General features: G+C 49.3%; 25 protein-coding genes. 5 read left to right on the forward strand and 20 right to left on the reverse strand.

Annotated elements, in window-relative coordinates:
* Positions 1-7: 7 nt before the first annotated feature.
* The 10 genes from yqeH to ACFQZE_RS09145 form a co-directional block, all read right to left on the reverse strand.
* Positions 8-1,132: a ribosome biogenesis GTPase YqeH gene (gene yqeH, locus ACFQZE_RS09100; RefSeq protein ID WP_379355986.1), complete on the reverse strand. Its 1,125-nt coding sequence runs from the start codon at positions 1,130-1,132 to the stop codon at positions 8-10.
* Positions 1,129-1,656 (reverse strand): YqeG family HAD IIIA-type phosphatase, encoded by a 528-nt coding sequence (locus ACFQZE_RS09105; RefSeq protein ID WP_379355988.1) that lies wholly within the window; start codon positions 1,654-1,656, stop codon positions 1,129-1,131. Before ACFQZE_RS09105 ends, yqeH begins: the two co-directional genes overlap by 4 nt.
* Before the next feature lie 136 nt (positions 1,657-1,792).
* Entirely contained in the window at positions 1,793-4,015 is a 2,223-nt protein-coding gene (locus ACFQZE_RS09110; RefSeq protein WP_379355990.1) for a DUF4129 domain-containing transglutaminase family protein, read from the reverse strand.
* Complete coding sequence (locus ACFQZE_RS09115) at positions 4,012-5,256, reverse strand: DUF58 domain-containing protein (RefSeq protein ID WP_379355992.1); 1,245 nt, start codon at positions 5,254-5,256, stop codon at positions 4,012-4,014. Before ACFQZE_RS09115 ends, ACFQZE_RS09110 begins: the two co-directional genes overlap by 4 nt.
* 3 nt (positions 5,257-5,259) lie before the next feature.
* Positions 5,260-6,216: an AAA family ATPase gene (locus ACFQZE_RS09120; RefSeq protein WP_379355994.1), complete on the reverse strand. Its 957-nt coding sequence runs from the start codon at positions 6,214-6,216 to the stop codon at positions 5,260-5,262.
* A gap of 331 nt (positions 6,217-6,547) precedes the next feature.
* Positions 6,548-6,898 carry a stage V sporulation protein AE gene (gene spoVAE, locus ACFQZE_RS09125; protein ID WP_379355996.1) on the reverse strand — a complete coding sequence of 117 codons (351 nt, stop codon included), beginning with the start codon at positions 6,896-6,898 and terminating at the stop codon, positions 6,548-6,550.
* Positions 6,895-7,917, reverse strand: coding sequence for a stage V sporulation protein AD (gene spoVAD, locus ACFQZE_RS09130; RefSeq protein ID WP_379355998.1), 1,023 nt, complete (start codon positions 7,915-7,917; stop codon positions 6,895-6,897). Before spoVAD ends, spoVAE begins: the two co-directional genes overlap by 4 nt.
* A gap of 1 nt (position 7,918) precedes the next feature.
* Entirely contained in the window at positions 7,919-8,371 is a 453-nt protein-coding gene (spoVAC, locus tag ACFQZE_RS09135; protein ID WP_379356994.1) for a stage V sporulation protein AC, read from the reverse strand.
* Positions 8,372-8,553: 182 nt separating this feature from the next.
* Positions 8,554-9,399 (reverse strand): sugar phosphate isomerase/epimerase family protein, encoded by an 846-nt coding sequence (locus tag ACFQZE_RS09140; RefSeq protein WP_379356000.1) that lies wholly within the window; start codon positions 9,397-9,399, stop codon positions 8,554-8,556.
* Between the two features lie 14 nt (positions 9,400-9,413).
* Positions 9,414-10,496, reverse strand: a complete 1,083-nt coding sequence (locus tag ACFQZE_RS09145; protein ID WP_379356002.1) for a Gfo/Idh/MocA family protein — start codon at positions 10,494-10,496, stop codon at positions 9,414-9,416.
* A 143-nt stretch (positions 10,497-10,639) separates the two neighbouring features.
* Here ACFQZE_RS09145 and ACFQZE_RS09150 point away from each other — a divergent pair, with 143 nt between their 5' ends.
* Positions 10,640-11,512, forward strand: coding sequence for a helix-turn-helix domain-containing protein (locus tag ACFQZE_RS09150; RefSeq protein WP_379356004.1), 873 nt, complete (start codon positions 10,640-10,642; stop codon positions 11,510-11,512).
* Between the two features lie 285 nt (positions 11,513-11,797).
* Here the strand turns inward: ACFQZE_RS09150 and ACFQZE_RS09155 are convergent, their stop codons facing one another.
* From ACFQZE_RS09155 to ACFQZE_RS09180, 6 genes are all read right to left on the reverse strand, one after another.
* The gene (locus tag ACFQZE_RS09155; protein ID WP_379356006.1) at positions 11,798-12,949 is read right to left on the reverse strand and encodes a polysaccharide deacetylase family protein; all 1,152 of its coding nucleotides are present in this window, start codon (positions 12,947-12,949) and stop codon (positions 11,798-11,800) included.
* A gap of 97 nt (positions 12,950-13,046) precedes the next feature.
* Positions 13,047-13,835: a hypothetical protein gene (locus ACFQZE_RS09160; RefSeq protein ID WP_379356008.1), complete on the reverse strand. Its 789-nt coding sequence runs from the start codon at positions 13,833-13,835 to the stop codon at positions 13,047-13,049.
* Entirely contained in the window at positions 13,832-14,530 is a 699-nt protein-coding gene (locus tag ACFQZE_RS09165; protein ID WP_379356010.1) for an ABC transporter ATP-binding protein, read from the reverse strand. The genes ACFQZE_RS09160 and ACFQZE_RS09165 overlap by 4 nt, the downstream gene beginning before the upstream one ends.
* 1 nt (position 14,531) lies before the next feature.
* A complete protein-coding gene (locus ACFQZE_RS09170; protein WP_379356012.1) occupies positions 14,532-14,918 on the reverse strand; it encodes a GntR family transcriptional regulator in 387 nt (128 codons plus the stop codon).
* 41 nt (positions 14,919-14,959) lie between these two features.
* Complete coding sequence (locus ACFQZE_RS09175; protein ID WP_379356014.1) at positions 14,960-15,718, reverse strand: ABC transporter permease; 759 nt, start codon at positions 15,716-15,718, stop codon at positions 14,960-14,962.
* A complete protein-coding gene (locus ACFQZE_RS09180; protein WP_379356016.1) occupies positions 15,711-16,673 on the reverse strand; it encodes an ABC transporter ATP-binding protein in 963 nt (320 codons plus the stop codon). The genes ACFQZE_RS09175 and ACFQZE_RS09180 overlap by 8 nt, the downstream gene beginning before the upstream one ends.
* Before the next feature lie 432 nt (positions 16,674-17,105).
* Here ACFQZE_RS09180 and ACFQZE_RS09185 point away from each other — a divergent pair, with 432 nt between their 5' ends.
* From ACFQZE_RS09185 to ACFQZE_RS09200, 4 genes are all read left to right on the forward strand, one after another.
* Positions 17,106-18,428, forward strand: coding sequence for an ABC transporter substrate-binding protein (locus ACFQZE_RS09185; RefSeq protein ID WP_379356018.1), 1,323 nt, complete (start codon positions 17,106-17,108; stop codon positions 18,426-18,428).
* A 62-nt stretch (positions 18,429-18,490) separates the two neighbouring features.
* Positions 18,491-19,786, forward strand: a complete 1,296-nt coding sequence (locus ACFQZE_RS09190; RefSeq protein WP_379356021.1) for an ABC transporter substrate-binding protein — start codon at positions 18,491-18,493, stop codon at positions 19,784-19,786.
* 35 nt (positions 19,787-19,821) lie between these two features.
* Complete coding sequence (locus tag ACFQZE_RS09195; protein ID WP_379356023.1) at positions 19,822-21,099, forward strand: ABC transporter substrate-binding protein; 1,278 nt, start codon at positions 19,822-19,824, stop codon at positions 21,097-21,099.
* An 866-nt stretch (positions 21,100-21,965) separates the two neighbouring features.
* Positions 21,966-23,243, forward strand: coding sequence for a hypothetical protein (locus ACFQZE_RS09200; RefSeq protein ID WP_379356025.1), 1,278 nt, complete (start codon positions 21,966-21,968; stop codon positions 23,241-23,243).
* A gap of 107 nt (positions 23,244-23,350) precedes the next feature.
* Here ACFQZE_RS09200 and ACFQZE_RS09205 read toward each other — a convergent pair whose 3' ends face one another.
* The 4 genes from ACFQZE_RS09205 to prpB form a co-directional block, all read right to left on the reverse strand.
* On the reverse strand, positions 23,351-24,235 hold the full coding sequence (locus ACFQZE_RS09205; protein WP_379356027.1) for a hypothetical protein: 885 nt from the start codon (positions 24,233-24,235) through the stop codon (positions 23,351-23,353).
* 86 nt (positions 24,236-24,321) lie between these two features.
* Positions 24,322-25,170: a DegV family protein gene (locus ACFQZE_RS09210; protein ID WP_379356029.1), complete on the reverse strand. Its 849-nt coding sequence runs from the start codon at positions 25,168-25,170 to the stop codon at positions 24,322-24,324.
* Positions 25,171-25,348: 178 nt separating this feature from the next.
* Positions 25,349-25,717: a peptidase associated/transthyretin-like domain-containing protein gene (locus ACFQZE_RS09215; RefSeq protein WP_379356031.1), complete on the reverse strand. Its 369-nt coding sequence runs from the start codon at positions 25,715-25,717 to the stop codon at positions 25,349-25,351.
* A gap of 105 nt (positions 25,718-25,822) precedes the next feature.
* Positions 25,823-26,725, reverse strand: a complete 903-nt coding sequence (gene prpB / locus ACFQZE_RS09220; protein ID WP_379356033.1) for a methylisocitrate lyase — start codon at positions 26,723-26,725, stop codon at positions 25,823-25,825.
* Between the last annotated feature and the right edge of the window lie 8 nt (positions 26,726-26,733).

Genomic DNA, 26,733 nt, shown 5'->3' on the forward strand with positions numbered 1-26,733 from the left:
TTCGAAATTAAATCATGGATTCCCGCAGCATCACTTTAACGCCTTTTGGCGCATAGACGTCAACCATGGCGCCGCGCATGCCGTTTGCTTGAATCCAGCCTAAGCCCGAAATAAAAATGTCCTGCCGCTCACCTTGCCGAATGCGAAGCGAATGCCTCGTCCATTCCGGAATTTCCGTAAGCTCCGCAAGCGTCGGAGCGCCCAGCAGCTCTCCGCGATGATTGGCGTACAAATCATCCGCTCTCTCCAGCTTCGTCCGATGCACGTTAAGCGCGTTGGAAAGGTAAAGCGTAAACGATTGGCGATCTCCTTCGACAAAATCGAAGCGGACTAGACTGCCAATAAACAACGTTTGTTTTTCATTGAGCTGATAAACAAGCGGCTTGATCGGCTTGTCCGGCAACAGCGAGCCAAGGAAGCTGCGCGGCACCACTTCCGTCATCCGGCTTGAATACACGATTCCCGGCGTATCGATAATCGCTTTGCCGTCTTCAAGCGGAATATTAACGGCGTCAAGCGTCGTGCCCGGATATCTGGAGGTCGTCAATTCACGCTCCATATCGCTATAGTCGCGAATCAGCCTGTTGATCAAAGTGGATTTGCCTACATTGGTCGCACCTACGACGTAAACGTCGCGGCGCCCCCGATGACGGTCCAGCGCCTCGATCACATGCTCGAAGCCCATATTTCGCTTTGCGCTGCAAAGTATGATGTCAATTGTTCGAAGTCCTTGTGCTTTAGCCTGCTTCTGAACCCAATTGCGAAGCCGGTTCAAGTTCATCCCTTTTGGCAGCAAGTCGATTTTGTTCACGACAAGCAGCACGGGATTGTTGCCTACAAAACGCTGTAGGCCGGAAATTAAACTTCCCTCGAAATCATACAAATCGACGATATGGACCACTAGACTGTCCGTCGTGCCGATGCTCCCGAGCAGCTTCAAAAAGTCGTCCTGATCGACCGCTACGGAAGAAGCTTCATTATAATGGCGAATACGGAAGCAGCGCTGACAAATGACAGGCTCCTTCTGTACAGCCGAATCCGGAAGGTAACCGGGCTGGTCGGGCTGAGCCGACTGCAACCGTATGCCGCAGCCTGCACACGAAGCTGCTGTTTCACTAAGCTGTTCTTTCATCGCTTCGTTTCCTCCTCATACCAAAGGCCGAGCTTGCGCAGCCTATATAGCGCGACTCGCTCAATCCGCCTATTCACCAAAGTCATGAAACCTTCATCGGCCGGAGAAACCGGGGCTACCAAAATGGTGAATAGTCCCATCCGATTGCCTCCAAGCACATCGGTCATCATCTGATCGCCGATCATAACCGTCTGATCCGCGGGAAGTCCGAGCATCGCCAGCGCTTTGTGAAACGATGTCTGGATCGGCTTCCGCGCTTTATGAAGAAACGGAATGTTAAGCGGCGCCGCAAAATTGCTTACTCTTGTTTTATTATTGTTGGATACGATGACAACGCGGAATCCTGAGGAGCTTACCTTGTCCAGCCAAGCGACCAATTCCGGTGTAGCCAGCGGTTCTTTTGCGCCAACAAGCGTATTGTCCAAATCCGTAATAATGCCGCGTATCCCTTTGGAAGCCAACTCTTCTAAATTAATGTCGTAAACCGAACGGACCCTCATATTCGGCAACAATCTCTCAAACATAACCGCAATCCCTCTGCTTTCTGCCTGCTATCTTACGAAACTATACCATATAATCGGAATTTGTTGCAAAGAAATACCGCCCATCTTTAACCCGACGGGCGGTACGCCTCTTTCATGAGCCGCTTAGAGAAGCGATTTATTTCAGCTCCCCGATTAAATAACGTACTTTGCTTACAAATCGGTCGGCTTCTTCCTTGGAAGCGATTGTGGAACCATATTTGGCTACTTCAAATCCGTCCAGCACCGTCCGGAAATCATCCTTCAGCCGGTTTTGTCCTTGCAGCCATTTCGTGACAGCCTCGCGAATCGTCTCATGCTCCTCGCGCTGAAGACCTCTTTTTTGGCAAAACCGCAGAAGCCGGTTCGTTTCGAGCACGATCTGATCGTTGGTCGTATAAGCGCCGTGCCGTACTCTGCGCCATAACGCGCCGATTTTTTTGCGGCTGATAAACAGCCATGCCGCGCCTGCCCCGGCAACAACCACTGCAATGCCGATCCAGCCCCAAACCGCGCTGCCTGCCGATGACTGGACAGCCTTATCAACACTCTCTGCCGGTTCGTTTGTGTCCACTTCCGGCAAAACGGTTTCTTCACCTTCTGGAGTGGTATACGGGAAGCTGAAACCCGAAGTCGGCTCAAACGGAATCCAGCCGTAGCCTTCGAAATAAATTTCAACCCAGGAATGAGCATCCGAATTTCTCACTGTATATGTGCCCGCGCCTCTCGGGTTATACTCCTCCCCGTCCATAATATCGCTTGGAGGGCCATAACGGTCGGCCGGCAGTACGCCCGGAGAAAATCCTTTTACCCAGCGGGAAGGCATGTCGAGGCTGCGCGCCATTACGGCCATTGCCGTAGAGAAATAATCGCAGTAGCCTTCTTTCATTTCAAATAAAAATTGATCGACAAAGTCGCCGTCCTTGCTCTTCCGCTTTGTCAAATCGGGCTTGTTATTGTAAGCAAAAGTTGTTTTGAGATAGCTCTCCAGCAGCTTGGCCTTATCATAATCGTTGGCGCCCTCTGCCGTAACTTCGGCGGCAAGCTGGTGCACCCGATCCGGCACTGTTGAAGGAATGCTTAAATATTTGGCGCTGTCCTCAGCATCGGCCAATCTCGATTCCGCCCCGCGCAGCGCCTCCTCATCCAGAGTAACAACGGCCGATGTGACAGAATAAGTGGTCGGATATTTAAACTGCTCATCCCAAATGAGCTCCCAGTTGTCAGCTGACCAGGCAAGCCCCGCTGGGATTGGCGTTGTATCGTTTTCGACCCAATTGACTGTAGAGACGGGAGCGGCCCCGAACAATACAGGGTATGGCTCTTCCCGGATCATCGAAACGATCTGGCTCACATTAACCAGCTCCGCCTTATCCCGGCCACCGCCATCGTAAAGTTCGTTAAACTGGGACACGAATTGCACAGGCTCGTTTAAATCACCGTCAATCCACCCTTGGCCCGTATACAAGCTTTTGCTTTCGCCGCGCCAATAACTGCGCTGAGAAGTGGAGATGGTCATGACCGGCGAAAAATCGTAATTGAACCCGCCGCCCAGCATATCGTCGTTGCGGCCGTATCCCGAGCTGGCATTGCGCTCATCGAGATCCTCGTTGCCCGCCATAGACTTTTCGCCCAAAAAGACTTGCACCTGCTCGCCTCTCGCATTTTTCCAAATGGTATAAGGATCTTGCAAAATAGGGGCAATAGACGGCACATAGAGAACAATAACCAAAAACAGCGACAATAGGACAATCGCAGGCGTAATAACACGAATCGGGTAACCAAGCAGCTCCTTCCAGCTATCGGGATGCGTCCGCTGCAACCGGTCCAAATGGCTGAGGACCAGCCAGATCAAACCGACAAATACAACGACCGCAACATCGTCCCATAGCCAAATCGGCGTAAAGGAGTCGGCAATGGTCAGCATCAGCAGCCCTGCCCCGACTACTCCAAACATGCGAACTCTGGACGATTGCGCCCATAAGCTGAACAACAAATGAATGAGCCAAAGCGAGAGGCCGATCCATATAAAAGGATGCAATCCGTCCAGCAGAGCTAGAACCTTCGAGTCGTCCCCGCCCTCCATCGGCACAGCGGTCGTATCCCATTCTATTCTAGCGAAACGGAATACAACGCATATCGTTGCCGCAAACTGGAGAGCCCACCGTAGGAGCCTCATTCGGTCCGGCAAAACGAAGTTAATAACGACTGCACAGAGTAAAGTAAAATAAGCGATTTGAAAGCTTTCCAGCCACCAATAGCCTTCAAAAACGAACAAACAGCTATACATAATGATCGCCGTAAATAATGAAACAAATTTAGCGTACCATTGCTTGCCGAAATAAGAAGCTAGCCTTTTCATGCGATCCCGCTCCCTTCCAGCACTCCGGGCAACTCCTGAAGCTGCTTGATGTCATAGACGAGCCAGCCCCGGCTTTGAATCAGCTTTTTCCATGCTGTGTTTCCGCTCTTGGACGGAACGGAGGAACCGACATGAATCAAACATGGCGTAAGTCCCTTGCGCGACAGCCATTCCATGCTTTGGATGACTCCTCTGCCCGTGTCGCCTGAAATGATAATGGCATAGCTGCCAGGCTCAAGCAAAGAATCCGCCCATTGCAGCGAAGTGTAAATGGAATGCGGCGCATCCGCATCCACCACGGTCAGATGCCTCATGACCACGTTGTGCTGCTCCATCCCCGATTTCGGCGGCAGCATCGTCGCTTGCTTGCCTATGGAGAGAAGCCCCATCGCCGTATCGTCCTTCGAGCCATGCTCCATAAAGGAGGCCGCTACAGATACGGCCAGCTCGAACCGATCCTGCCCGCCGCCCTCGTAAGAAGCGAGGCAGCGGTCCAAAATCAACAGCGTCCGCGGCAACGATTCTTTTTCGAACGCTTTCGATTTCCACTGACCCGTCTTAGCCGTTGCGTTCCAATGGACGCGGGACAGCCTGTCCCCGTGATGATATTCCCGAACGCCGTTAAGCTGCGTCGTTTCCTTAGCCGCGCGGGAAGCCGACGCATGGGAGTAAGGGCCTCTTATTCCGCGATGAAACCCTCTCCAATGTCTAAGCTGAACCGTTTGCGGCAGTACGCTGAATATCGCTTCCGATTGAAAGTCGCCGGAATGCTCGAACAGGCCAAATATATCGTAGGACAGACATTCCGTATTGCGGAACTGGTATTCCCCGCGCAGCAGCGGCGGCGTCCGGTAAGAAACGGCGCCCGCCCTCCTCCAGCTTGGCACAAACGACGTTTCAAATTGAAGTCTCTGCCCGTTATGACGGAGCAAACCGTCCCTCACGATCACATAAGGCAACGGGAAAAATCCTGGAATTTTAACGTTTAGGCTGACATCAAGCGAGCCACCCGCCGAAATCGTTCCATGCGGGGATGCGCTTTGGCTTGCGTAGGTGCGTTTGCCCCCCACTTTGCTGATGCCGCTCCAGCGGCCAAGCAACAAATAGACGAGCAGCAAATTTAGAATAATAAAAAGCATAAAGGACGTTTTGCCGCCTTGGAACAAAAAATAAAATAAGCTGAAGCTATACACGACGGCAATAAATTTCCAGCGAAACCTCTTAGATTTCGTCGCTTTCATCTATTAGCGCTCTAGCCGAACCGGCACTTTCGTAGATTGCACCACTTGCGCGACCACGTCCTCAGGACGCTGCCCGTTCATTCTCGCCTCCGTGCGCAGCAAAAGACGATGAGCGAGCACATACGGCGCCAGCGATTTGACATCGTCCGGCGTAACGAAATCGCGCTGGTGGAGGTAAGCGCTTGCTTTTGCAGCCCTAGTCATGGCAATCGCCGCACGCGGGCTCGCTCCAAGCAGCACATGGTTATGCTCCCTTGTAGCTCTGATCAAATCTACAATATATTTGCCCACTGCGTCGTCGACATGGACGTTTAGCACTTGCTTCTGAATTTGCAGCATATCCCCAATTTCCAAAATAGGCTGTACACGATCCGACGGATGGCAGCTTTCTTTGGAGACGATCATGCGCAATTCGTCCTGCTCGGTCGGGTACCCCAGAGACAGCTTCATCATAAACCGGTCCAACTGCGCTTCCGGAAGCGTATACGTTCCCTCGAATTCAATCGGATTTTGGGTGGCCAGCAAAATGAAAGGAAGCGGAAGCTCGTACGATTCGCCGTCAACGGTCACATGGCCTTCTTCCATCGCTTCCAGCAAAGCAGACTGCGTCTTCGTCGTCGCCCGGTTGATTTCGTCCGCCAGCAATATATTGGTCATAACAGGTCCCGGCCTGAATATAAAACTTTCTTGTTTAGGATGATAGATAGAAACGCCTGTAATATCGGTAGGGAGCAAATCCGGATTGCACTGGATTCGGCGGAACTGGCCGCCTATTGTTTTGGCGAGCGCCTTAACCAGTTGCGTCTTCCCCGTGCCCGGCACATCTTCCAATAACACATGGCCGCCAGCTAGCACCGCAATAAGCAATCTTTCAATTTCCTCGTGCTTTCCCAGGATGCAAGCATCCAAGTTTCGTAGAATCGATGAGCATAATTGCATGTCAGCAGTGCGGATATTCATGACATTACCTCCCGGAATAAGTGACCATATTCGCTTAACTAGTTTTATTTTACAGTAGGACCTTTGTTCTGTACAAATAGCCGAATTCCAAAATTAATTGGAGAATCCCACAGAATGCACATAGTTCCATTGTCCCCATTCATTAGACGAAATGGAAATTAAAAAGTTGCTTGCCGCGTACAGGCAATCATAGGCGAAAAAAAAGCCATAAAGGAAACTTGTCCCGTTGCGGCAGCCTTGCGGTCGGCCAGAGACAAATTTCGCTTATATGACTTTTTCATAAGCTGAACTTTTGCAAGGGACGGTCCCGTTGCTAACGCCGCCCCATCAATCAGCCCTTCGGCCGAATAATGAGCGCCGCCAGAAACGAAAAGATGATCGCTGCCGAAATACCGGCGCTCGTCACCTTAAAAATGCCCGAAATGACGCCGATCCACCCGGAGTTGTGCAGCTCGGTCAAAGCGCCGTGCACAAGCGCGTTGCCAAAGCTTGTAATGGGAACCGTCGCTCCCGCCCCGGCAAATTTGACGAGCGGCTCGTACAAATCGAGTCCGTCGACGATCGCTCCGACGACAACAAGCGTAGCCATCGTATGGGCCGGGGTCAGCTTGAGCACGTCGAACATCAGCTGCCCAATGACGCAAATGGCTCCTCCGACAAGGAATGCCCATAAAAAAATCATTTTGAAAGCCCCCCTTCCGCAGAGATGGCTACCGCATGTGCAATACACGGGATGCTCTCCCCTTGCTGAAACGACAAAGGGGACAACAAGGCTCCGGTCGCCACCACCAAAATTCGCTTCAGTTCGCCCTTCCGCAGCCTTTTCAGCAAATGACCATACGTAACTACCGCGGAACAGCCGCAGCCGCTGCCTCCCGCCTGCACCTTTTGCTTCTGGACGTCGAATACCATAAGACCGCAATCGCCAAAGACGGTATGGTCCATCGGGACGCCGTTTTGCAGCAGCAAATCTTTGGCAATAGGATGACCGACCCCGGCTAAGTCACCCGTCACGATCAAGTCGTAATCGCCCGGCGTCCGGCCCGTATCGTTAAAGTGGGCTTGTATCGTATCAACTGCCGCCGGCGCCATCGCCGCCCCCATATTAAAGGGATCGGTAATGCCGAGGTCGACAACTTTGCCAATGGTCGCGCATTCCACAACGGGACCTTCTCCCGTCGCTGCGATCATGGCGGCTCCTGCGCCCGTTACCGTAAATTGTGCCGTCGGCGGCTTCTGCGAGCCGTATTCCGTCGGATAGCGGAACTGTTTCTCCGCTGTGCAATTATGGCTGCAAGTGCCGGCCAGCACATAATTCGCCGCTCCGCTATCCACAAGCTGCGAGGCAAGCGCAAGCGACTCCATCGACGTCGAACAGGCGCCAAACACCCCGATATAAGGCGCTCCCAGCGATCTGGCGGCGAAGCTGTTGCTTATAATTTGATTCATTAAATCTCCGCCGATATAAAAATCAACTTGCTCCCGCGAAAGCCTTGCATTTTGGATAGCAAATTCGGACGCCTGCTCCAGAAGCAGCCGCTCCGCCTTCTCCCAGCTTTTCTGCTGCATATCCAGCTCGGGATGGACAAGGTCAAAATCGGCGGCAAGCGGCCCGTCCCCTTCGTCCGGTCCTACAACCGTCGCTGCTCCGATAATGACCGGCTTGTTTTCGAACCACCAGGATTGTTTGCCGCGCAGCATCTTATTGCCCCCCAGTACCCAAAATAAGGTGGGCGATGCCGACAAAAAAGGCCGCAACCGTACCAAAAACGATAACCGCCCCCGCCAGCTTAAACATATTGCCGCCGACTCCAAGCACAAGTCCTTCGCTTCGGTGCTCAAGCGCCGCGGAGCACATCGAGTTGGCAAAGCCAGTTACCGGAACGGCCGATCCGGCGCCGGCAAACTGCGCCAGCTTATCGTATACGCCAAGACTCGTCAAAATGACGGACAGCAAAATAAGAACCGCGACGGTTGGATTGCTGGCTTGCTCCGGCGTCATATTCATGAGATGCATAAACAGCTCCGAAATCGCCTGCCCCAACACGCAAATCAATCCCCCGACAACAAACGCTTTAAGGCAGTTGCCAAAAATGGACCGAGGCGGTTCTTTATCCTTCGCGTAAGCCTGATATTCTTTTGGCGACATGGACATTTTTTTGTATCGGTTAGCGGTAGTTTCTTTGGATGCCACTACAGATTCCTCCTTACACTTCCTTCCCCTTCATTATTTGTTATTTGCAGCGCCGTTATGTACCAAAAAAAGAATTGCCCTCCCATTTCAGGGAAAGCAATTCTTATGATCGGCAATGGTATACGAGCCTAACTCATATTTATTTAAGCGGACTCCATTCCCGCCCCTTCAAACACACGGTCAAACGCCAGCTTCGATCTCTCCGCCAGCTCCTCCGGCGTACCCGAAGGAGGCGAAGCCGACAACACTTCCTGCGTGATCGGTCCATCGTAGCCTATGTTTCGAAGCGCTTTTAGAAATGCCGCCAAATCGATGACACCTTCGCCGGGATAAAGCCTCCCGTTATCGAGCGCCTCTTCCACCGGGACAGCCGGAGCGTCGTTCAGATGAACATGAACGATTCTCTCTTTTCCAAGCGATTCGATATCGTCTGCGCCAAGTCCGGTCGTATGCCAATGATAGCTGTCCAGCAGCAGCCCAACATTGCATTCGCCAATGGAATCGATCAAATCAAGCGTATCCTTCATTGTCCAAATAAACGGATGGCTCCATCTCGTGCGCAAATGATGCGGACCGACAAATTCGAGGCCAAGCCGAATGCCGTAAGCGCCAAGTACAACAGCGCATAAGCGCAGCCTTCTGATCGCCGCCGCCATAAAAGACGCAGCGGGTTCGTCCGTAGAAGGCAATATATAAGTGCAGCATCTGGCACAACCGAGCGCTTTTGCCGCAGCGGCATGGGAGGCAAGATCCTGAAACCCCTCCAAAAACTTGTCCTCCGTCCCGCGCCATTCCACAGGCAAAGCGATGGAGCCGATCGATACCCGATTTTCCTCCAGAATGCGGAGAGACTCCTCCAAACCGTAGAGGTCCAATAAGGATTTGGCGTCCAAATCGACCGACTGAAAGCCGCTTCGTCCTGCTAGCTCGATTAGATGGCGAGGACCTTCAACAGCGCCCAAGCCCGCTCTCGTTAAGCCTTTATGCATGGTCACTTCCCCCTCTAATCCTCCAGATCCCAATTCAGAATCACTTCATGCCCTGTTCTCGAAGATTCGTAAATGGCGTCCAAAATCATGTTGTTTGTATAACCCGACAGCGCCGATGTAATCGGTGTTTTGCCATCCTTGATGCATTCAAGGAAATGGCGGCTCAACCTTGCCCGTTCCCCTTCGTCCACGCTCGGCTTCACAATATCCGTCTCCATCGGGCGGTCGAACTTCTCCGTCAGCAGCTTTCCTTGTCCGCCTTTATAGCTGGCGCCGCCTTCCGAGCCCATCAGATGGATAAACGGGATATTGTCCGTTTCCATATGAACCGCCCAGCTGACTTCAAGCGACAAGGTGCTGCCATCCTCCATTTTGATAAGAGCGGTAGCCAAATCTTCGACATCGTAAACGCCGTTCCAATCCGGCTTGCCCCAATTTCCGATTCCCTTCCGGTTTGGCCCAAATTCGGCGTACGTGGAGCCGTAAACGGAAACCGGCTTCGGATTGCCCATCAAATAAAGCGCCAAATCGAGCATATGAACGCCTATATCGATCAGCGGTCCGCCGCCGGACTGATCCATTCTTGTAAACCAAGTGCCCCAGCCCGGAATGCCTTTGCGTCTAAACCAGCCCGCCTTCGCCGTATAAATACGGCCCAGCTCGCCGCGTTCGACTTGCTCCTTAATGACCATCGGCACCGCTTCCCAGCGCATTTGATGCCCCACCATCACGACGCGATCCGATTTCCTGCTTGCCTTCAAAATATCGCGGGCGGCACTTTCGTTAATTCCCATCGGCTTTTCCAAAAGCACATGTTTTCCCGCTTCAATAGCTTGTACCGCAAGCGAAGCGTGGAACTGATTCGGCACCCCGATCACAACGGCATCCACGTCCTCGCGAGCAATCAATTGCTCAGGACTTTCCGCAACGGCTCCTATTCCGTATTGCGCCGCTTTTTGCTCCGCCAAAGGAAGATAAGCGTCTGTAATCGCCGTAATTTCGCAAAGGTCCGATAACTTGGAAAACTCCGCCGCATGAACGCCCCCAATGTTGCCCGCGCCGATAATACCGATTCTAATTTTATTTCCAATCCCCATTCCATACGCCTCCTCAAAAAATTAATCTCTATCGTTCCACACTAGGCGCTAGCCCTTATGATGTTTATGTTAAAATAAACGGGAGGCGGAAGCGTCCTCGTTTTTTCGGAATATATCCCACTTTTTCGGAGGACATCCCGGTTATGACTTACATCCCGGATTATTTAAAAACTTATCCCAACATGAATACGAACAGTCCGCTTCATATCAGCCTTAACAAGCTGCCCAGCGGATTTCGCGCGCACCGTCACGATTTTCTTGAGTTTTCATATGTTGTGGCGGGAAGCGGCTACGAAACGATTAATGAAGAAAAGCATGAGATGACGCCCGGCACGTTCACGTTTGTCCTCCCTTATCAAGTGCACGAGCTGTTCACCGCAAAAGGCGGTCAACTGCATTTATACAATTGTATGTTCAGCATGGATTTATTGATGGATGCCGGCGCAGGCGAAGGATTGCTGACATTGATCGACCGTGCCGGAGCGCCCGCGTTTGTTCATTTGACCGGGGCCGATAACGATAAAATGAAATCTCTAGTTGAAGATATGTATGCCGAGTATTCCGGCAGCCGCCCTTGGCGGCAAACGATGCTGCTGCTGAGGCTCAAAGAAATGTTAGTGCTGTTCGACCGAGCCCGTCAAAGCGGAGACAGCCCCGCCTTGAGCAGCACGAATGAGGCCGAAGGCAAAAAAAGCGGCTCCCTTTGGCCAATTATTCATCACATTCATCGGCATTATCAGGATGAGCTCGCTTTGTCCGATTTGGCCTCCCAATTTTCGATAAGCGTCTCGCGCATCAGCGAATTGATCAAGGAGGCAACCGGCCAAACGTTTCTTCATTTTTTGCGCGATCTCCGAATCCGACACGCATGCGGGCTGCTTGCCTCAACGGAGATGAGCGTCGCAGAAATCGCTATGGAGGTAGGGTATGGCTCTTACAAAACCTTCTCCCGCACATTTAAAGAGAGCAAAGGCATTTCGCCGGTTGAATACCGCAAAATGAAATCAACAAAATGATAGCAAGCTATCCGTCAACTTTAGCCTTCCCAATGAAGTACGGCGCTGACCGTCAGCACCACTGCGGAAACCACATATAAAACGAGCGAAATGATCGTGATGGTTCGTCTGTTCATACCCTCGCTCCTCTCTTGGCCCTCATAGGCCCATTCCTTCATCCTATGCAGCCCATCCCAATTTTGGAGCTTGTTTTTTCATTCATCCGCGACCAATCCACGACAAAAAAAAACGTCCTCTTCACCGGAAACAATCCGGTTTTAGAGGACGCTTTTTTATGCTAATCAATTATTCATAGGAGTCTTGATCCAGCACCAGCTCAGCCTTCCAGCCAAGCTGCTCGCACATGCGAAGCATTCTGCGGATGTCTTGGCGCGCTTCAATTCGGGTGAGGCCCGCTTCCACCGCTTGCAGTGCTGACCAGCGAAGCAAATAAACAAGCGTATCCGCCTGAAACTCTTTAGAAGCATGCTCGTGAATGACAAATGTATCGTTTAAAGCATAGGCACGCGCGTAACCCCAGTAGCTGCCGTCAAATTCCCGTACGCCGAACCACTGAGAAGGATTCAACTCCCCTGGCAATCCGCCAGGAAGCGAAGTTTGCAATTGCGCAAGCCACTGCTCTTCTGTCTCAGGGCCGTTTACATGATAGTGAACTCCCCAAGCCGGTAGTTGTGACGCAAGCCCTTTCATTTGCACCTGTTCGTCCGATACGACTGTACTCCAGTTATCCGCCGGATAATCAAGATAGCCGATCGCTTCGGACGGAACTTCAACTACGATTTTCCATCTTCTATAAAGCACCGGAATTCCGAGCGTCTCCAAAATAGCCGGAACCGGAACCGACGTCAAGCCGAGCTCCTTCGCCGCATCGCAAAGCGGCTTCATGACTCCAGGTGAACCTATTGCAATATCATTACTGTGCATAACTGCAATGTAACCGTTCTCCAAATGAGGAATAAGCGTTTGTGCAATTTCACCTGCGGAAATGCCCATCCAGTCGCCGGAATCTTGGCCCTCAATGTCGTAATATCCCCATTCCTTCAGCCATTCCAATCTTTCTTCGTCAAAGCTGCAATAAGGAAAGCGCATATAGGCAGGACACGGCAGTCCGGTCGCCTCCTGATAAGCAAGCTCTGCAGCTTTCAGCTCTTCTTGAAAAACAGGCTTCGGAATTTGCGCCATGCGCCGATGGAAATGAGAATGGGGCGCGAGCGCATGTCCCCGTCTAATGATCTCCTTGGCTTGCTCGGGGAAACGGTCCATCCACTCCCCAGTGAAAAAAAACGTTCCGACGGCTCCTTCCGCCTCCAAAGCGTCAAGCCATAGGCTTACCGGGAGAATATAAGGGCCGTCATCGAACGTTATAGCGTAATAAGGAGCGTTTTTTGCCCCTTCCCATATGACATTTTCGACATGCTGATGGATACGTGCATACATTCCAGCATCTACTCTCCTTCACTAATCCGATTCGCTTACAGCCTGTATTATATACGAACTGGAAAGAGTAGGCTACGACAATATGCGTCAAGTTTTGTTACAACTTCATTTTTTTGTTGATCATGTACACAATGCAGTACACAAGCAGCGAAACGATGGCGATTTCAAACAACGCCACCTTAATATCCAGCCAATCGAACGTAAATATTTGCGGAGATGCCAGCATGTCTGAACCTTCGATTTCGCCCGGCTCAAACACATCAAAACTGATAAAACCGGTTTTTTCGGCGCTGGAAGGAGAATTAGGAATAAACAGCCGCTCCATCCACGGGATGAAAATAAATAGCGCTGCGCACACCAGAATACCAAAGAAGACTCCTGCTTTGCCGTCGATTGTTCGGGAAAAGGCGATAGAGAAAAAAATGATGATCGTAATCGTGAAAGTAACCCACAAATACGCAATGATAAAGCTGACCGTCCCAAGCGTCGTAACTTTATCAAACACAATTTTTGTAAATGAATACATCTCTCCATCCACGTTAACCGGCAACGCTATCCAATCGTGAAAAATAAACAACACTCCGATGACGAGTTGTCCGGCAAACAGCAAAATGATCGGGGTGGCAATCGTATAAAGTGTTGGAAGCGGCAGCAGCCTTCTGCTGTAAGCTTTTAAATTGTCGTTAAACGTTTGGCATGCCATCAAAAACACAAGCAGTGCTCCCACGGCATATAAACCGGTGGCTCCGGCAAACACGCTTTCGGTATTCCAGCCGTTTTTCCAGCCGACAGCGGCCAGCGCAAGTTGCGCCAGCACCAAAATGATGAGACCGGCCGTAAAAATGTTCGCATTTTTAATCCAATCGTATTTAAGCAGCTTGATCATTCGGCATACACCTCTTTGAACAGGTCGACGACACTTTTACGATGCTTCATACGAATTTGATCGACATCCTCTTGAAGCAGCAACTTTCCGTTTTTGATAAAAAGCACCTCGTCAAATATTCGTTCGATATCGCTGACCAAATGCGTAGATACGATCAGACAACTGTTTTCACTATAATATTGCACAATAGCGTCCAAAATTTTCTCGCGAGCGACGGGATCGACGCCGCCTATCGGCTCATCGAGCAAATAAAGCCTTGCATTGCGGGACAGGGTCAGCGTCAGCTGCAAGCGCTCGTTCATGCCTTTGGACAGCGAGCTGATTTTATCCTTATCCTGCAATCCCATAAAGGAGAGCATCTCCTTCGCTTTGGTACGGTCAAAATCGGTAAAAAAATCGCCAAAAAACGAAACGGCGTCCCGGACTTTCATCCAGGGCTCCGTCAACGGCTGATCAGGCATAAAGGCGGTCATTGCCTTGGATTTCGTACCTACGGTTTCCCCGCAAATTCGAATTTCACCGGCTGTCGGCTGCAATAGACCCGATGCCATTTTCATCAAGGTTGTTTTGCCGCTGCCGTTGCTGCCGAGAAGTCCGATAATTCGGCCGGCTTCCGCCTTAAACGTAATATCCTCTAACGCTTCCTTCGATCCGTAACGCTTGCTAACGGAAGTCATCTGAAGTACAGGACCCATGCTAAGCGCCCTCCTTGTTGCTTGAACCCGATTCAACCGCTTCCGAAACAAGCGAAATGATGTCTCGGCCAGAAAAACCGAGCTCCTTCATTCCGCTAACAAAACGATCCAAAAGCTCAGACGCCATTTCCTTCTTTATTCGCATGATTGTCGACTCCTCATCCGTTACATATCGGCCTAAGCCGCGTTTCGTCTCTACTATGCCTTCTCTCTCCAGTTCTTGAAACGTACGCTGGATCGTGTTTGGATTAATTTGGAGCTCGGAAGCGAGATCCCGGACGGACTCGATTTTTGATCCGGGACCCAGCTTGCCGATGACGATCTGTTTTTTAATGTAATTCATTATTTGAATATAGATAGGGGCGTTGTTGTCGAATTCGATAGTCACGATGGGCCATGCTCCTTTTCGATGACCTGCCGCAGTCAGCATTAGGATACATCGCGTTTTCTAAATGTGAAGAAGCTTAAGAAAAGAAATACGATCATATAGGCCGCAAATACGGAGACCGAAAACGTTAGCGTCATGCCATGCGGCATTGTGCCGCCGTTCTGATAGACGGACAAATCAACGTTCGGGAGCAGAAAAAATTTAATCATTTCGTATCGTCCCAAAAGAAGATTGAACAAGCCGATCACCATCATAAAAAACATGGAGATACCAATCGTCGCACCGTTAGACTTTGTCAATACGCCAAGCATAAAAGTCAGAGTCACAAAAGCGAAAGTATAGAGGATCAAATACAACATGTTTTCAGCAATGTTTGGCAGCAGATCCGCGCCTCCGCCAAAGCCGTAAAGCACTAGGCCGGCAATTAGGCTCATGACCAAAGTAGCGGCAACAAGGACAAGCGTAAAGATCAAGGAAATGATATATTTAGAAGCCAAAATTTTGGATCGGCTCTGTGAACGGATTAGAAGCAGCTTAATGGTTCCCATGCTGAACTCTTGCGGAACGATGTTCGCCATTGCAATGATAGCAATGATTGGGAGGATTTGTCCAGCCGTCCCCATATTCACAACCACTTCAGCAAATTTAAACGCGCTGTCAACCCCGTCAATCCAGCCGCGATGCGCGACATACGTCACAATCCCAACAAATACGGCCATAATCGCAAAGTATACAAAAAACGATTTTTTCTTATACAATTTAATCCATTCGTTCGTGAGCAAAGCTGTAAAATTAAGCAATGCGATTCCCCTCCGTCCATTTCATAAACTCGTCTTCAAGCGTAGCTTTTCTCTCTTCTACTCTATACAATCCAATGCCGGCAGCCGTCAAAGCGGAGATCATGCCAGGAATGCTTTCATGCGGCGCGGTCAACCCGATCCGGTCGGTTGCGCCCCCTGCCGAAGTGTCCAGCTCCACTTCCTTGATGCTGCTCAGCACCTCTCTTGCGCTATCCACGTCGCTCACTTGCAGAGACAGGTTCACTTTCGATTGATCCTTTTCCTCTTCCCCGCCGATGGAACGAACCGTTATAAGTTTGCCGGATTGAATAACAACGACCCGGTTGCACATCAGCTCGATCTCGGACAGCAAATGGCTCGAAACCAAAATCGCGATGCCTTCCTTCTCCGCAATGCTCTTCATATATTCACGCATCTCACGGATGCCCGCAGGGTCAAGTCCGTTTGTCGGCTCATCCAAAATGAGAACGGATGGACGGTGCAGCAGCGCCTGCGCAATACCCAACCTTTGTCTCATACCAAGCGAATACGCCTTTACCTTTTTGTCGAGCGCCCCTTGCAAGCCTACGAGCTTCGTCACTTCCATAATCCGGTCCACCGTAACTCCCGGCGACATCCGGGCATATTGCTTCAAGTTGTCCATGCCTGTCATATAGGAATAAAATTCCGGATTTTCGATAATACCGCCAACATGGCGAATCGCTTTTTCAAAATCCCCTTTTACGCTGTGACCGCCGATATGAACGTCGCCTTCTGTCATGCTGATCAAGCCAACAATCATTCGAATCGTTGTTGTTTTGCCCGCGCCGTTTGGTCCAAGCAGACCCACAACCTCGCCTTTGGAAATTTCAAACGACAATCCGTTCACTAACGTTTTTCCGCCGATGCGCTTCGTTACATTGTTCAGTTGAAGCACAACCGAGTTACCGCCTTGCTCTTGCTTCGTTGCCATCATCTATCGATCTCCTCCACTTTGTTTGCGTGTGACACTGTGTTGGTGTCTTAGTGTTATATCTGAATAGTACACTAGAACATTGATGATGTAAAGTGTAAAATTTTCCAGCCGCAACCTATTTTCTCCCTGCGCCATGCACAAATAACCTCTTGGTTTAAGAAAGGGTTCGTTCCTTTCGTTGAGTTGTATCCCATATTGACGAAAATAACAATCAAAAGTAGTATAAAAATATACAATAATTACTACTTTAGGGTGGTGAAGCCATTTTAATAAATTATTAAAAAGAATGATTTTTATACATTTTGCACGAAAATGACATTTTGCAAACAACAATTTATTAGTATCTTCGAATCCGTAATTATTATTGATTTTCCAGCCCAACTATAAAAGCGTAAAATCTTATTCATTTCAAACGAAACTGGGGGATCTTATATGGGAAAAGCGTGGAAAACTTTTTTCGTTCTTATTTTGTTGGCCGGTTTAATGGCGGGCTGCACTGACGGCCTGTTTAAAAAAGAGAATAAAACCGTCACTCTAAAAGTGTTTGCGACAACGACTCAGGAATTTTCCAAATATAAAGCATTAATAGAAGAACAATTTCCAGACGTAACGCTGGAGGTGTTCCCTTACTACTCCGCTCTTCAATCCGCCTCCCTGCAAATCGATCCATATTCCACTCGGGAAACTCCCGACGTACGCGAGACGATTAGCAAACTCGTTGAACAAGAAAATCCCGATCTATACTTCAATTTTGACCCCACTCTTTATTCTGAACAGTTTAAGCTCGTCAACTTGGCGGAGCCCATTCGGAGCAACCAACTGGAGCTAAACGCCATACAGAGCCAAATGCTGAATTGGGAAGTTGACTTTGATAAGGAAATTACCCAAATTTCCCCGACCTTCGATAAAAAGGTGCTGTACATTAACAAGAGCATATTCGACCGATTAGACGTTCCCGTCCCGACAACCCCGATGACATGGGAGCAATTTAGGCAAACGGCTGCGCTGATCAAGGAAAAGGACAACAAAGTAACCGGCTATCTATTTGACGAAGCGGTCGGCCTATCCCAGTTGGTTACAGAAGCGGCCCGTTACAACGGTTTGCCGCTAACGGATAACGAAGGCAAGCTTGCGATAGACTCTCCGCTTTGGAAGGAAGTAGCGAGCGACGTGATGGAGGATTTGCGCAGCGGAGTAACTTCCTATGCCGATGACCGGAGATTTTTGGTTCATTGGTCTACCTCCGCCATGTTTATTGCCGATCTCACCGAGGCCAAGGACATGGTAAAAAAACAAGTTTCGACCGAATTTCTACAACTTGCCGATCTCCCTGCCCAAGGTGATCAGCCTCAGCCGAGCCCGTACCGTTTGACGCGCCCGTTCTCCATTGACTTGGACAGCAAGCATATCGAGCAAGCCTGGAACATTATCCAGTTTTTAATCAGTGAAGAAGGCGCGAAACGGATGGATGAAAAAAGTATAAAAGACGATTTTGTAGCGTATCCGCAATATGCAGGCCTCGGCGATTTCCCCGTCGACATTTTATCATCCAAACCGTTTTCTTATCTGTCCAGCCACCCCAAAACCAAAATGCACAAAAACTCTGTTTATGAAGCGTCGTCCCTCATTAGCAAACAATTGGACGCTTTTTATAACGGTGGACAAATATACGACCACGTTTGGGATAATTTGATGGGGCAAATCCAAAATTTCAATTCCGACTCCAGCAAATTTGTTGCCGTCTCAGGCCATTAAGTTTAAATACGGCTTACAATAGAGGTTCTCATACAAACAATAAAAAGGGATTGGTGGGAAATATGAAAAAGAGCTTATCCTATGCCATTATGCTGCTGACTGCCGTTGTCTTTCTTTCTGGATGTTCAATCGGTGGCGTTAATAAAAAAGAACGCGATCCCATCACCGTCAAAGTGATGACCTATAGCGACAACGATTTCTCTAAATTTAAAAACTATATTCAAAATCAATTTCCGCATATCACGATTGAAACCGTCGATTTGTTTTCACTGTTAAACAAAGAAAATATACAGCTTGGAACCGGCAACGAGAGGATACGCGAAATCATTTTGGAACAAAAAGCCGATTTTTATTTCCGAATGACTCCGGAAGCTTATGTCGGCGAAAATGATTTGGAAATGCTCGATCTCGCCCCTCTTCTCCAACGTGACAATATAGAGCTGAACGATATCCAGCAGCAGATGGTAGCCGATGCAACCGTAAACGGCAAATTACCGTATCTCTCACCTACTTTCGACCGCGAGGTGTTGTTTATCAACCGCAAGCTGTTTCAAGAAAGCGGGACGGCGGAGCCGACTGGCCCTATCAGCTGGAACGAATTCAGAGAGCTCGCTAAATCCGTTGCCGACGGCAGCCCAGACTCAAGCGGTTATCAACTCGAAAGTTTCGGATGGCAGCTTACCTACCAAACGATTGCGAATTATAACGGACTTCGGCTTGTAGACGAAAACAATCAGCTTATGCCCAATCGAGAGGAATGGAAACAGCTTGCCCAGCAGCTTGTTCAGGACATTCAAGACGGCTTGCTCTCCACAGTAGAAACATTTCAATCAAGCTACCAAAACGATAGTAAAACAGGCATGTTTATTGGCGATGTCAAAGCTCTTTATAGGCTGCAAGCCAATAACGCTACAGCGGATGAATGGTCGATGATCGGTTTGCCAACCCCATTCAACGGCGATTACGACAATCCAAGAAATCAATTGATGCCTTCCTCCATGTTCCAGTTGGACAGCAAGAGCCCGCATACGGAAGCTCTTTGGGAAGTGGTTGCCCATTTGATGAGCAAAGAGGCGGCGGCTCACATCGCAAACGACATGATGGCCCCCGGTCTAATCACTTACCAGGAGCAATTGTCATTCGGCAGCTTGAAGCTCGATGCGTTCACCGGCCCAGTTGAGATCAGAGATCGGGCAGCAGCCGGTCAATTAACTAACGAAGCCTATGCGAAACTGAATGAAGCGTTTCGATCTCAGTTTGAAGCGATAGAGAAAACGGGGCTGGAGTTTGAGCAAGGCTGGGCCAATATTGAGAAGGTCGTGGATGAAATCAACGGCGATTTGACTAATTTTGAATAGCCTTCTATTCCCGATGTAAGGAAAGGAGAAGCAATGTGAAATCATTTCGTTGGATAAACATCATCATGATGGCAGCCCTTTTGGTGGGCGGCTGTTCCATCGGCGGCACGAAGCAAAAGGAAATCCAATTGAAAGTGCTGACTTTATATAACAGCCAATTTCCAGGCTACCAATCTTATTTGGAGCATAAGTTTCCCGGCACCACGTTCGAGTTTGTTAAAATTGACGATATTTTAAGAAAAGAAAATGTAGCTCCAGACAACCGGAATGAGCGGATCGCACAAATAATCGATGAACAGGATGCCGATCTCTATTTCGGATTTGACCCCGATAATTATATGGATTCGGCCGTTACGGTAGATTTGGCCCAGCTTATAGCAAGAGACCGTCTGCCGCTAAACGACATTCAGCAGCAGATGGTGGACTGGGGAACAGATTCAGACGGAAAGGTTAACGGGCTGTCCCCTACTTTCACCCGCGAGACGCTCTATATTAACAAAAAGTTGTTTAACGAAGCAGGGCTCCCCGAGCCGCAAAGCCCGATGACATGGGAGCAATTTCGCGAAGCCGCCAAACAATTGAAGGAAAAAGAGCCATCGGCAATAGGATATGAGATGGAAGCGTCGGCTTATTGGCCCTTCTTGCTCCCGTGGCTTGGCGATTATATTTTGGGAGCGAGCCGTGTCGATCACGACAAAAAATTAACGTTGGCCGGGCCGGAATGGCGACAAATGGCTCAAGAGGTTGTAGAGGACATAAAGGAAAAAAGAATGCGAGCCGACGGCTACAACCCCGATTACAAAGAGCGGCTCCATACAGGAATGTTTGTTAGCAATTCCAATTACGTTTATTCGTTGTTGTCGGGCAATCAATCAGCCCAGTCGTGGATCATCGCCGGGCTCCCAAAAGCCGCATCAAACTTACGGTCTACCCCGTTTTTACCGACGGCTTCCTTTTATATGGATAACAAAAGCAAATATACGGAACAAATGTGGGAGATGATCGCCTATTTAATGAGCGAAGAGGCCGCCGCGGACATTTCAACTTTAAGCGTGGCCGGCGGGTTTGTCACCTATCCTCAGCATGTAAAGATCGGTCTGTTTCAATTGGATGCCGTGTTCCAAGTAGAAGGGGATGTGCCGGCGAATGATGCCTATCGGCTGACTAACGAAGCTCAAACAAAACTGGACTCCATTCTCATGTCTCAATTTACTGCAATGACAACAGGCTTGTCCGACTTCGACAAAGGGTGGGCTAGCCTAGAACAAGCCGTTCAGGACATAAACGACGATCCAAGCAACTTTATCCCGTGAAGGGGCTGTCTCAAAAGTTATTTTGATTCTCTATCCCTCGTGTTATATTCCAAAAAGCCTTCAAACCCACTGTAGCGGTGAGTTTGAAGGCTTTTTGGCTCTAAATGCGAGACTGGCTCGTCCGTCGTTGCGCGAGAAACCACCTGAGCGTTCGAAGGGGCTTCTTTTGGACATTTAGTTGTGCCACAAACCACTGGAGCCCTCGCGGGAGCCACTTTCGGACATTTAGTTGTGCCAGAAACCAATAGAGCGCTCGCGGGGATCTCTTTCGAACATTTAGTTGTGCCAGAAACCACTAGAGTGCTCGCGGGGGCCACTTTTGGACATTTAGTTGTGCCACAAACCACTGGAGCCCTCGCGGGGATCTCTTTCGAACATTTAGTTGTGCCACAAACCACTAGAGTGCTCGCGGGGGCCACTTTCGGACATTTAGTTGTGCCACAAACCACTAGAGTGCTCGCGGGGCCTCTTTCGGACATTTAGTTGTGCCAGAAACCACTGGAGCGCTCGCGGGGGCCCTGGACATTTGGCTGCAAAAGCAAGCCTTTTGGCGTTTTTAATCATGCTAGCGATCTCATCCAGCAAGCAAATCCGCTTTTGGGCTAGCCCCTTTTCAACAAATAATTTTTAATTTCATTAGTTGACAACCTGCTCATTCTTATTTAAGATTCAAATATACAAATTTTTCTTTATAAAATTACTTTAAATCATTTATAATTTTCATGAATAATGAATAATTATCGATAATTTCATATTCATAATTATTATCATTTTCTTTAAAAATCATCAATTAAACGCAATTTTCGAATAAATGATGCCCCGAACCTGCGGCGTTCATATACGCTTTATCCCCCGGAGGTAAACCCATGCGAAAATTTCTCCTCATCGTCATCTGGTCGATTATACTGACCGTAACGGTCAGCGCCTGCCCGCTCCCTGGTTACTTCAAAACACATGATGAGCCGTCCGTAACTTTAAAGGTGATGACTATCCATCAGCGCAGCTTCAAGTTCGAATCGATTTTGAGCGAAAAGTTCCCGTCTATCCAATTCCAATTTGTCCACGTCATTCCTCCCTCCTATTCCGCGGATCAAAGAAGCTTTTATGATGACCCGGAACGAATCAAAAACATGATCGTGGAGGAAAAGGCGGATTTATATTATAACTTTGAGCCCCATCTTTTTACCGATAAGATCAACTATGTAAACCTCGCCCCTTTGATTCAAAACGAAGGCATGGAATTAAATGCGATACAGAGCGGGATGTATGACCTAAGCCAAAAAGTGGAATCCGTTTCGCCTACCTTCGATTGCGACGTTTTATTTGTCAATAAACAAGAGCTGCGCGAACACGGGATAGAATGGCCAACCGGAGGACCTGTCACTTGGGAACGGTTCCGCGATATCGCCGCCATGTGGAGAGCCTACAATCCGGGTCAGGTCGCTTATCAATTGACTTATTCCTATTGGGACGATTTGCTGCAATCGACCGGAGCGATGTTGGGGCTTTCAATAAGGGATAAAGATGGCGATTCCACTTTGCATGAGCCGATTTGGAGAGAGCTGGCGAGTCAACTGCTCCAAGATAAACGAGACGGGCTTTTCAAAAAAAGAAACGATGGCGCCCAGCATAGCTGGAACCGGGTGCCACTGCACATCGCAAGCGCATCCGCATCAAGCGACCTGCTCTCCGCCAAAACGAGCGGAAGCAGCTGGACCATGATGAAAGCGCCTGTCCTCTCCGGTAAACAGGCTGGCTGTTATCCCGCTGCAGAAACGTTTTCTATCGACAGAGAAAGCGATCAAATCGAGGAGGCTTGGAAAGTGATCTCGTATTTGCTGAGTGAGGAGGCGGCACCAAAAATTGCCGGCACAATGGGAATTGAAGGATTTGTTCCTTATCTTGAATATGAAAAGGAAAGTCTGGGGGGCTTGTCACTCGACGCTTTAATGCCGCCCTTTGTCACAGTGAACAAGCCTCCTGCTGAACAGAATGATTTGCAAACTGCAAACTCACAAGAACAAAACGAGCTGAACGATACGATTGCAACTCAGCTGCTTGCCGTTGAAAACGGAAAAACTCATTTGGACAACGCATGGGCTGTCATTGAAAAAGAAGCGAAACGATTGAATCAAGCCAACTAAGGTTAAGCAGCACAAAGGGCCGTCTCTATTGCCGAAGTTGGCATGGAAGCGGCCCTGCATTTTAAACAAGATTGGCTTGCCTTAACTAGTCGTCATTAACCCTCGCATTAGAGCTTCTGCTGCAAGAGAGCGACCAGCTCTTCGGTCGATTCCCAAGGCAAAGGCCGAATCCACTCGTTCTGAGCGATCCAGTTGTCGGCTTGTCCTTTATAAACGGTCCAAACGACCGGAATGCCCGCACGCGCGGCAAATCCGGCCGCATAAAAGATTTCGGGACCCGCTCCCGTCAAGTCGGCTACAATAAGCTTGCTGCCTGCAATCGCCTCAAAGATAGAATCGTCCATCCTTTTCATAGAGGACGGCTGAAAGAGTCGGGTGCTGTAGCCGCATTGCTCTAATCCCGGAACGAGAGAAGAAATCCATTCCAGACCTAATTCATCGTCTCCGGCCAACACGCAGCAAGCCTTCCGCTTGCCTCCTCCCGAATAAGACGCCGCCATGCTCCAGCCCATTTCCGTAAGCTTCAATACAGAGCCTTCCCTAACGATCAGCTCATTTTCCCGCAGTTTCTCCATAACATAAACAAACTCTTGAAGATTGGCTGAATACGAAATATTGAAGTTTCTGGACAAGGGGTGAAAGCCAACCGCTTCTTCCGGAGCTTCTGTATTTCGGAACAAGTAACGCAGCAGCCGCTTCTCTTTTTCCTCGGTCGTCATCGGAATATCGGGAGACGAAGCTATCGCCTCTACCTGCTCCAGCGTTAAGTCGATTCGCGCTCCACCCTCCGTCATTTCCCTAATATAACCCGATACTAACGGAAGCAACTGACGTTTTTTCGCATAGGAAAACGACTGTACAGCGGTATACGCTCCACGATGCAGCCGATAAAATGCGCCGGGAGCGCACATGCATTCCGTAAATCGATTATAGTCCTCTTCGGTCGCCATCTCGACCAGCTCATTGCAAAACAAGCAATGTTTTTTCATCATAGGTACCACCTCTTGTCTATACGATTCGGACAAAAGACGAAATATGAGGGGTCATAGCCGCTTCCAATTCATGGCGAAACATCCCGTTATTTTTTCAGATAACTGATCGCTACCGTTTTTGGACCCGTGTGGGAACAAATGGTGCATCCGCCTTCAATCATAATAACTTCTTTCACAGAGGTCCGCTCCAGCAAATAATCGCGCATATAAGCAGCCGCTTTTTCCGCGACGGTCTGGGCGATGACGACCAAGTTTAAATCGACTTGCCCGATATTATCGACCAAATTTTGCATGACGCTCTCCAGCGCCTTTTGCGTTTTGCCGCGATATTTTTTGGTGGAGACGATCATCCCCCTCTTGATTCCAAGGACAGGACGAATTTGAAGCATGCTGCCGATCATATTTTGAATGCTGGACACACGGCCGCCTTTATGCAAATAATCGAGCCGATCGATCAAAATATCGATTTCGACGCGCTCCTTTGCTTGCTCTATATAAGCGACGATTTCGTCCAATCCCTTTCCTTCTTCCCGCATCCGCGCCGCCATGATGACCAGCATAGCGTAGCTGGCAGACAAATGGATTGAATCCACAATCGTGACTTTCCCTTCCGGGAGTTCTTCCATCGCAATCCGCGCATTTTGATAAGTAGAGGAAACTTGAGCTGACATGCTGATAAACAGCACGGTGTCGCCCTCAGCCGTAGCCTTTTCAAAAGCTTCTAAAAAATCGCTTGGCGAAGGAGCAGCTGTTTGCGGCAAGACGCCGTTTTCTTCGACCCTTTTATAAATTTCGGTTGTAGTAATGTCGATGCCGTCCCTGTAAGAATGCTCCCCGAAAATAATATAAAGCGGCACAATGGTGATCCCATATCGCTCTATCCATTGCTGCGGCAGATCAGAGACGCTATCGGCGAATATTCTAATGTTGTTCAACTTGCTTCCTCCAATCGAATCTACTGCCTATTAGTATATACCAGTTTTCTATCGATTTGAAATGTTAGCGCTTTATCTGTTTTTTCCATCAAAAAGCTGCTTGACCATAAAAAATCGCCCTTGCTTGGCCAACAGGCTGCGCAGGGGCGATTTCCGCTTAAGCTTATCATCTTATTTCTCAGTATAAATAGCCATCATCGATACGCGTAGCATATTGGTACCAATCGTTGGATACATCAAACTCAACCTTATAATTCCCTGAAGTTAAATAACCTACGTTATACGTTAACTGATGCATAGCCAATCCGTACAAATATTCTCCAGTAACAAACACTTGCGTCCATTGTCCGGCAGGGCCCTCTTTCATCAGTTTAACCGTAACGCTTTTGCCGTAGTGGCTGTAAGTATAAACATCGAGTTTCAATTGCTTTTGACCTGCTGTGTGAACGGTCCCAAGCCCCCAGTTTTGCGTATAATTGTAGTTTGCGGAAGCGCTTCCAGAAAAAGAAAACAAAGCAATCATGATGAGAAGAATCACCTTTTTCATCATCATTCACCTCCTTTCTTTACATAGAATGACTTCGTCATCCGACTCCGATTATATCATTTTATGGAAAAAATGGATATTAAAATACGCGGATAAGCCCCCGGACTAATCCGAGGGCTTGCCGCCAGCGAGCTTGCCGTCCATCGCTTCATAATCGCCATACCGGATCGTTTCATACAGCTGCTTCCGGGTTTGCATCTCCGGCAAGGAAGCGGCTTGAGTGCCGGTCCGCCATATTTCTTCAAACACCCTTTCATAAGCTTTGGCCGCAACTCTTAATGAGGTGACCGGGTAAATGACCATGCGGTATCCAAAGTCCGCAAACTGATTCGCCGTATAATAAGGAGTTTTGCCAAATTCGGTCATATTGGCGAGCAGCGGACAGGAAACGGAGGCACGAAACGTTCTAAACTCCTCTTCGCTTTCAAGCGCCTCCGGGAATATGCCGTCCGCCCCTGCCGCCACATAAGCAAGAGCCCGCTCGATTGCCACGTCCATTCCTTCTACACCTCTGGCGTCTGTTCTGGCGATCACCGCCAAAGTCGGACTTGCCTCTTTGATCGCACGTATTTTTTGCGCCATTTCCTCGGGTGGAATCAGCTTCTTCCCGTTTAAATGACCGCATTTTTTCGGCATGAGCTGATCCTCGATTTGAACGGCGGCAACTTTTGCCTCGGCCATTTCCTTGGCGGCTCGCGCTGCGTTCATGACCCCGCCAAACCCCGTATCGATATCGACGAGCAGAGGCAAGCCGGATGCGCGAACGAGTTCGCGCGCCCGCTCGGCTACCTCATTGGAATAGAGAAGGCCGACATCCGGCAAGCCTCTGCTGGCGGAATAAGCCGCACCCGACAAATAAAGCGCCTCAAAGCCGCATTGCTTCGCCACTCGAGCGGCCATTCCGTCATGAGCCCCCGGCATTTTCAAAATGGGCCCTTCGGCAATAAGCCTCCGGAACCGCTCCGCCAGCTCGCTCTGCTGCGGCTCATCTTCAACTAGCCATGACATCGGCATCT

This window comes from Paenibacillus sp. GCM10027627, assembly GCF_042675505.1.
Classification (GTDB): domain Bacteria; phylum Bacillota; class Bacilli; order Paenibacillales; family Paenibacillaceae; genus Pristimantibacillus.

Coding starts and splice junctions, on each gene's coding strand:
- yqeH (WP_379355986.1), bottom strand. CDS start 1,132: ATGAAAGAACAGCTTAGTGAAACAGCAGCTTCGTGTGCAGGCTGCGGC.
- ACFQZE_RS09105 (WP_379355988.1), bottom strand. CDS start 1,656: ATGTTTGAGAGATTGTTGCCGAATATGAGGGTCCGTTCGGTTTACGAC.
- ACFQZE_RS09110 (WP_379355990.1), bottom strand. CDS start 4,015: ATGAAAAGGCTAGCTTCTTATTTCGGCAAGCAATGGTACGCTAAATTT.
- ACFQZE_RS09115 (WP_379355992.1), bottom strand. CDS start 5,256: ATGAAAGCGACGAAATCTAAGAGGTTTCGCTGGAAATTTATTGCCGTC.
- ACFQZE_RS09120 (WP_379355994.1), bottom strand. CDS start 6,216: ATGAATATCCGCACTGCTGACATGCAATTATGCTCATCGATTCTACGA.
- spoVAE (WP_379355996.1), bottom strand. CDS start 6,898: ATGATTTTTTTATGGGCATTCCTTGTCGGAGGAGCCATTTGCGTCATT.
- spoVAD (WP_379355998.1), bottom strand. CDS start 7,917: ATGCTGCGCGGCAAACAATCCTGGTGGTTCGAAAACAAGCCGGTCATT.
- spoVAC (WP_379356994.1), bottom strand. CDS start 8,371: ATGTCCATGTCGCCAAAAGAATATCAGGCTTACGCGAAGGATAAAGAA.
- ACFQZE_RS09140 (WP_379356000.1), bottom strand. CDS start 9,399: ATGCATAAAGGCTTAACGAGAGCGGGCTTGGGCGCTGTTGAAGGTCCT.
- ACFQZE_RS09145 (WP_379356002.1), bottom strand. CDS start 10,496: ATGGGGATTGGAAATAAAATTAGAATCGGTATTATCGGCGCGGGCAAC.
- ACFQZE_RS09150 (WP_379356004.1), top strand. CDS start 10,640: ATGACTTACATCCCGGATTATTTAAAAACTTATCCCAACATGAATACG.
- ACFQZE_RS09155 (WP_379356006.1), bottom strand. CDS start 12,949: ATGTATGCACGTATCCATCAGCATGTCGAAAATGTCATATGGGAAGGG.
- ACFQZE_RS09160 (WP_379356008.1), bottom strand. CDS start 13,835: ATGATCAAGCTGCTTAAATACGATTGGATTAAAAATGCGAACATTTTT.
- ACFQZE_RS09165 (WP_379356010.1), bottom strand. CDS start 14,530: ATGGGTCCTGTACTTCAGATGACTTCCGTTAGCAAGCGTTACGGATCG.
- ACFQZE_RS09180 (WP_379356016.1), bottom strand. CDS start 16,673: ATGATGGCAACGAAGCAAGAGCAAGGCGGTAACTCGGTTGTGCTTCAA.
- ACFQZE_RS09185 (WP_379356018.1), top strand. CDS start 17,106: ATGGGAAAAGCGTGGAAAACTTTTTTCGTTCTTATTTTGTTGGCCGGT.
- ACFQZE_RS09190 (WP_379356021.1), top strand. CDS start 18,491: ATGAAAAAGAGCTTATCCTATGCCATTATGCTGCTGACTGCCGTTGTC.
- ACFQZE_RS09200 (WP_379356025.1), top strand. CDS start 21,966: ATGCGAAAATTTCTCCTCATCGTCATCTGGTCGATTATACTGACCGTA.
- ACFQZE_RS09205 (WP_379356027.1), bottom strand. CDS start 24,235: ATGATGAAAAAACATTGCTTGTTTTGCAATGAGCTGGTCGAGATGGCG.
- ACFQZE_RS09215 (WP_379356031.1), bottom strand. CDS start 25,717: ATGAAAAAGGTGATTCTTCTCATCATGATTGCTTTGTTTTCTTTTTCT.
- prpB (WP_379356033.1), bottom strand. CDS start 26,725: ATGTCATGGCTAGTTGAAGATGAGCCGCAGCAGAGCGAGCTGGCGGAG.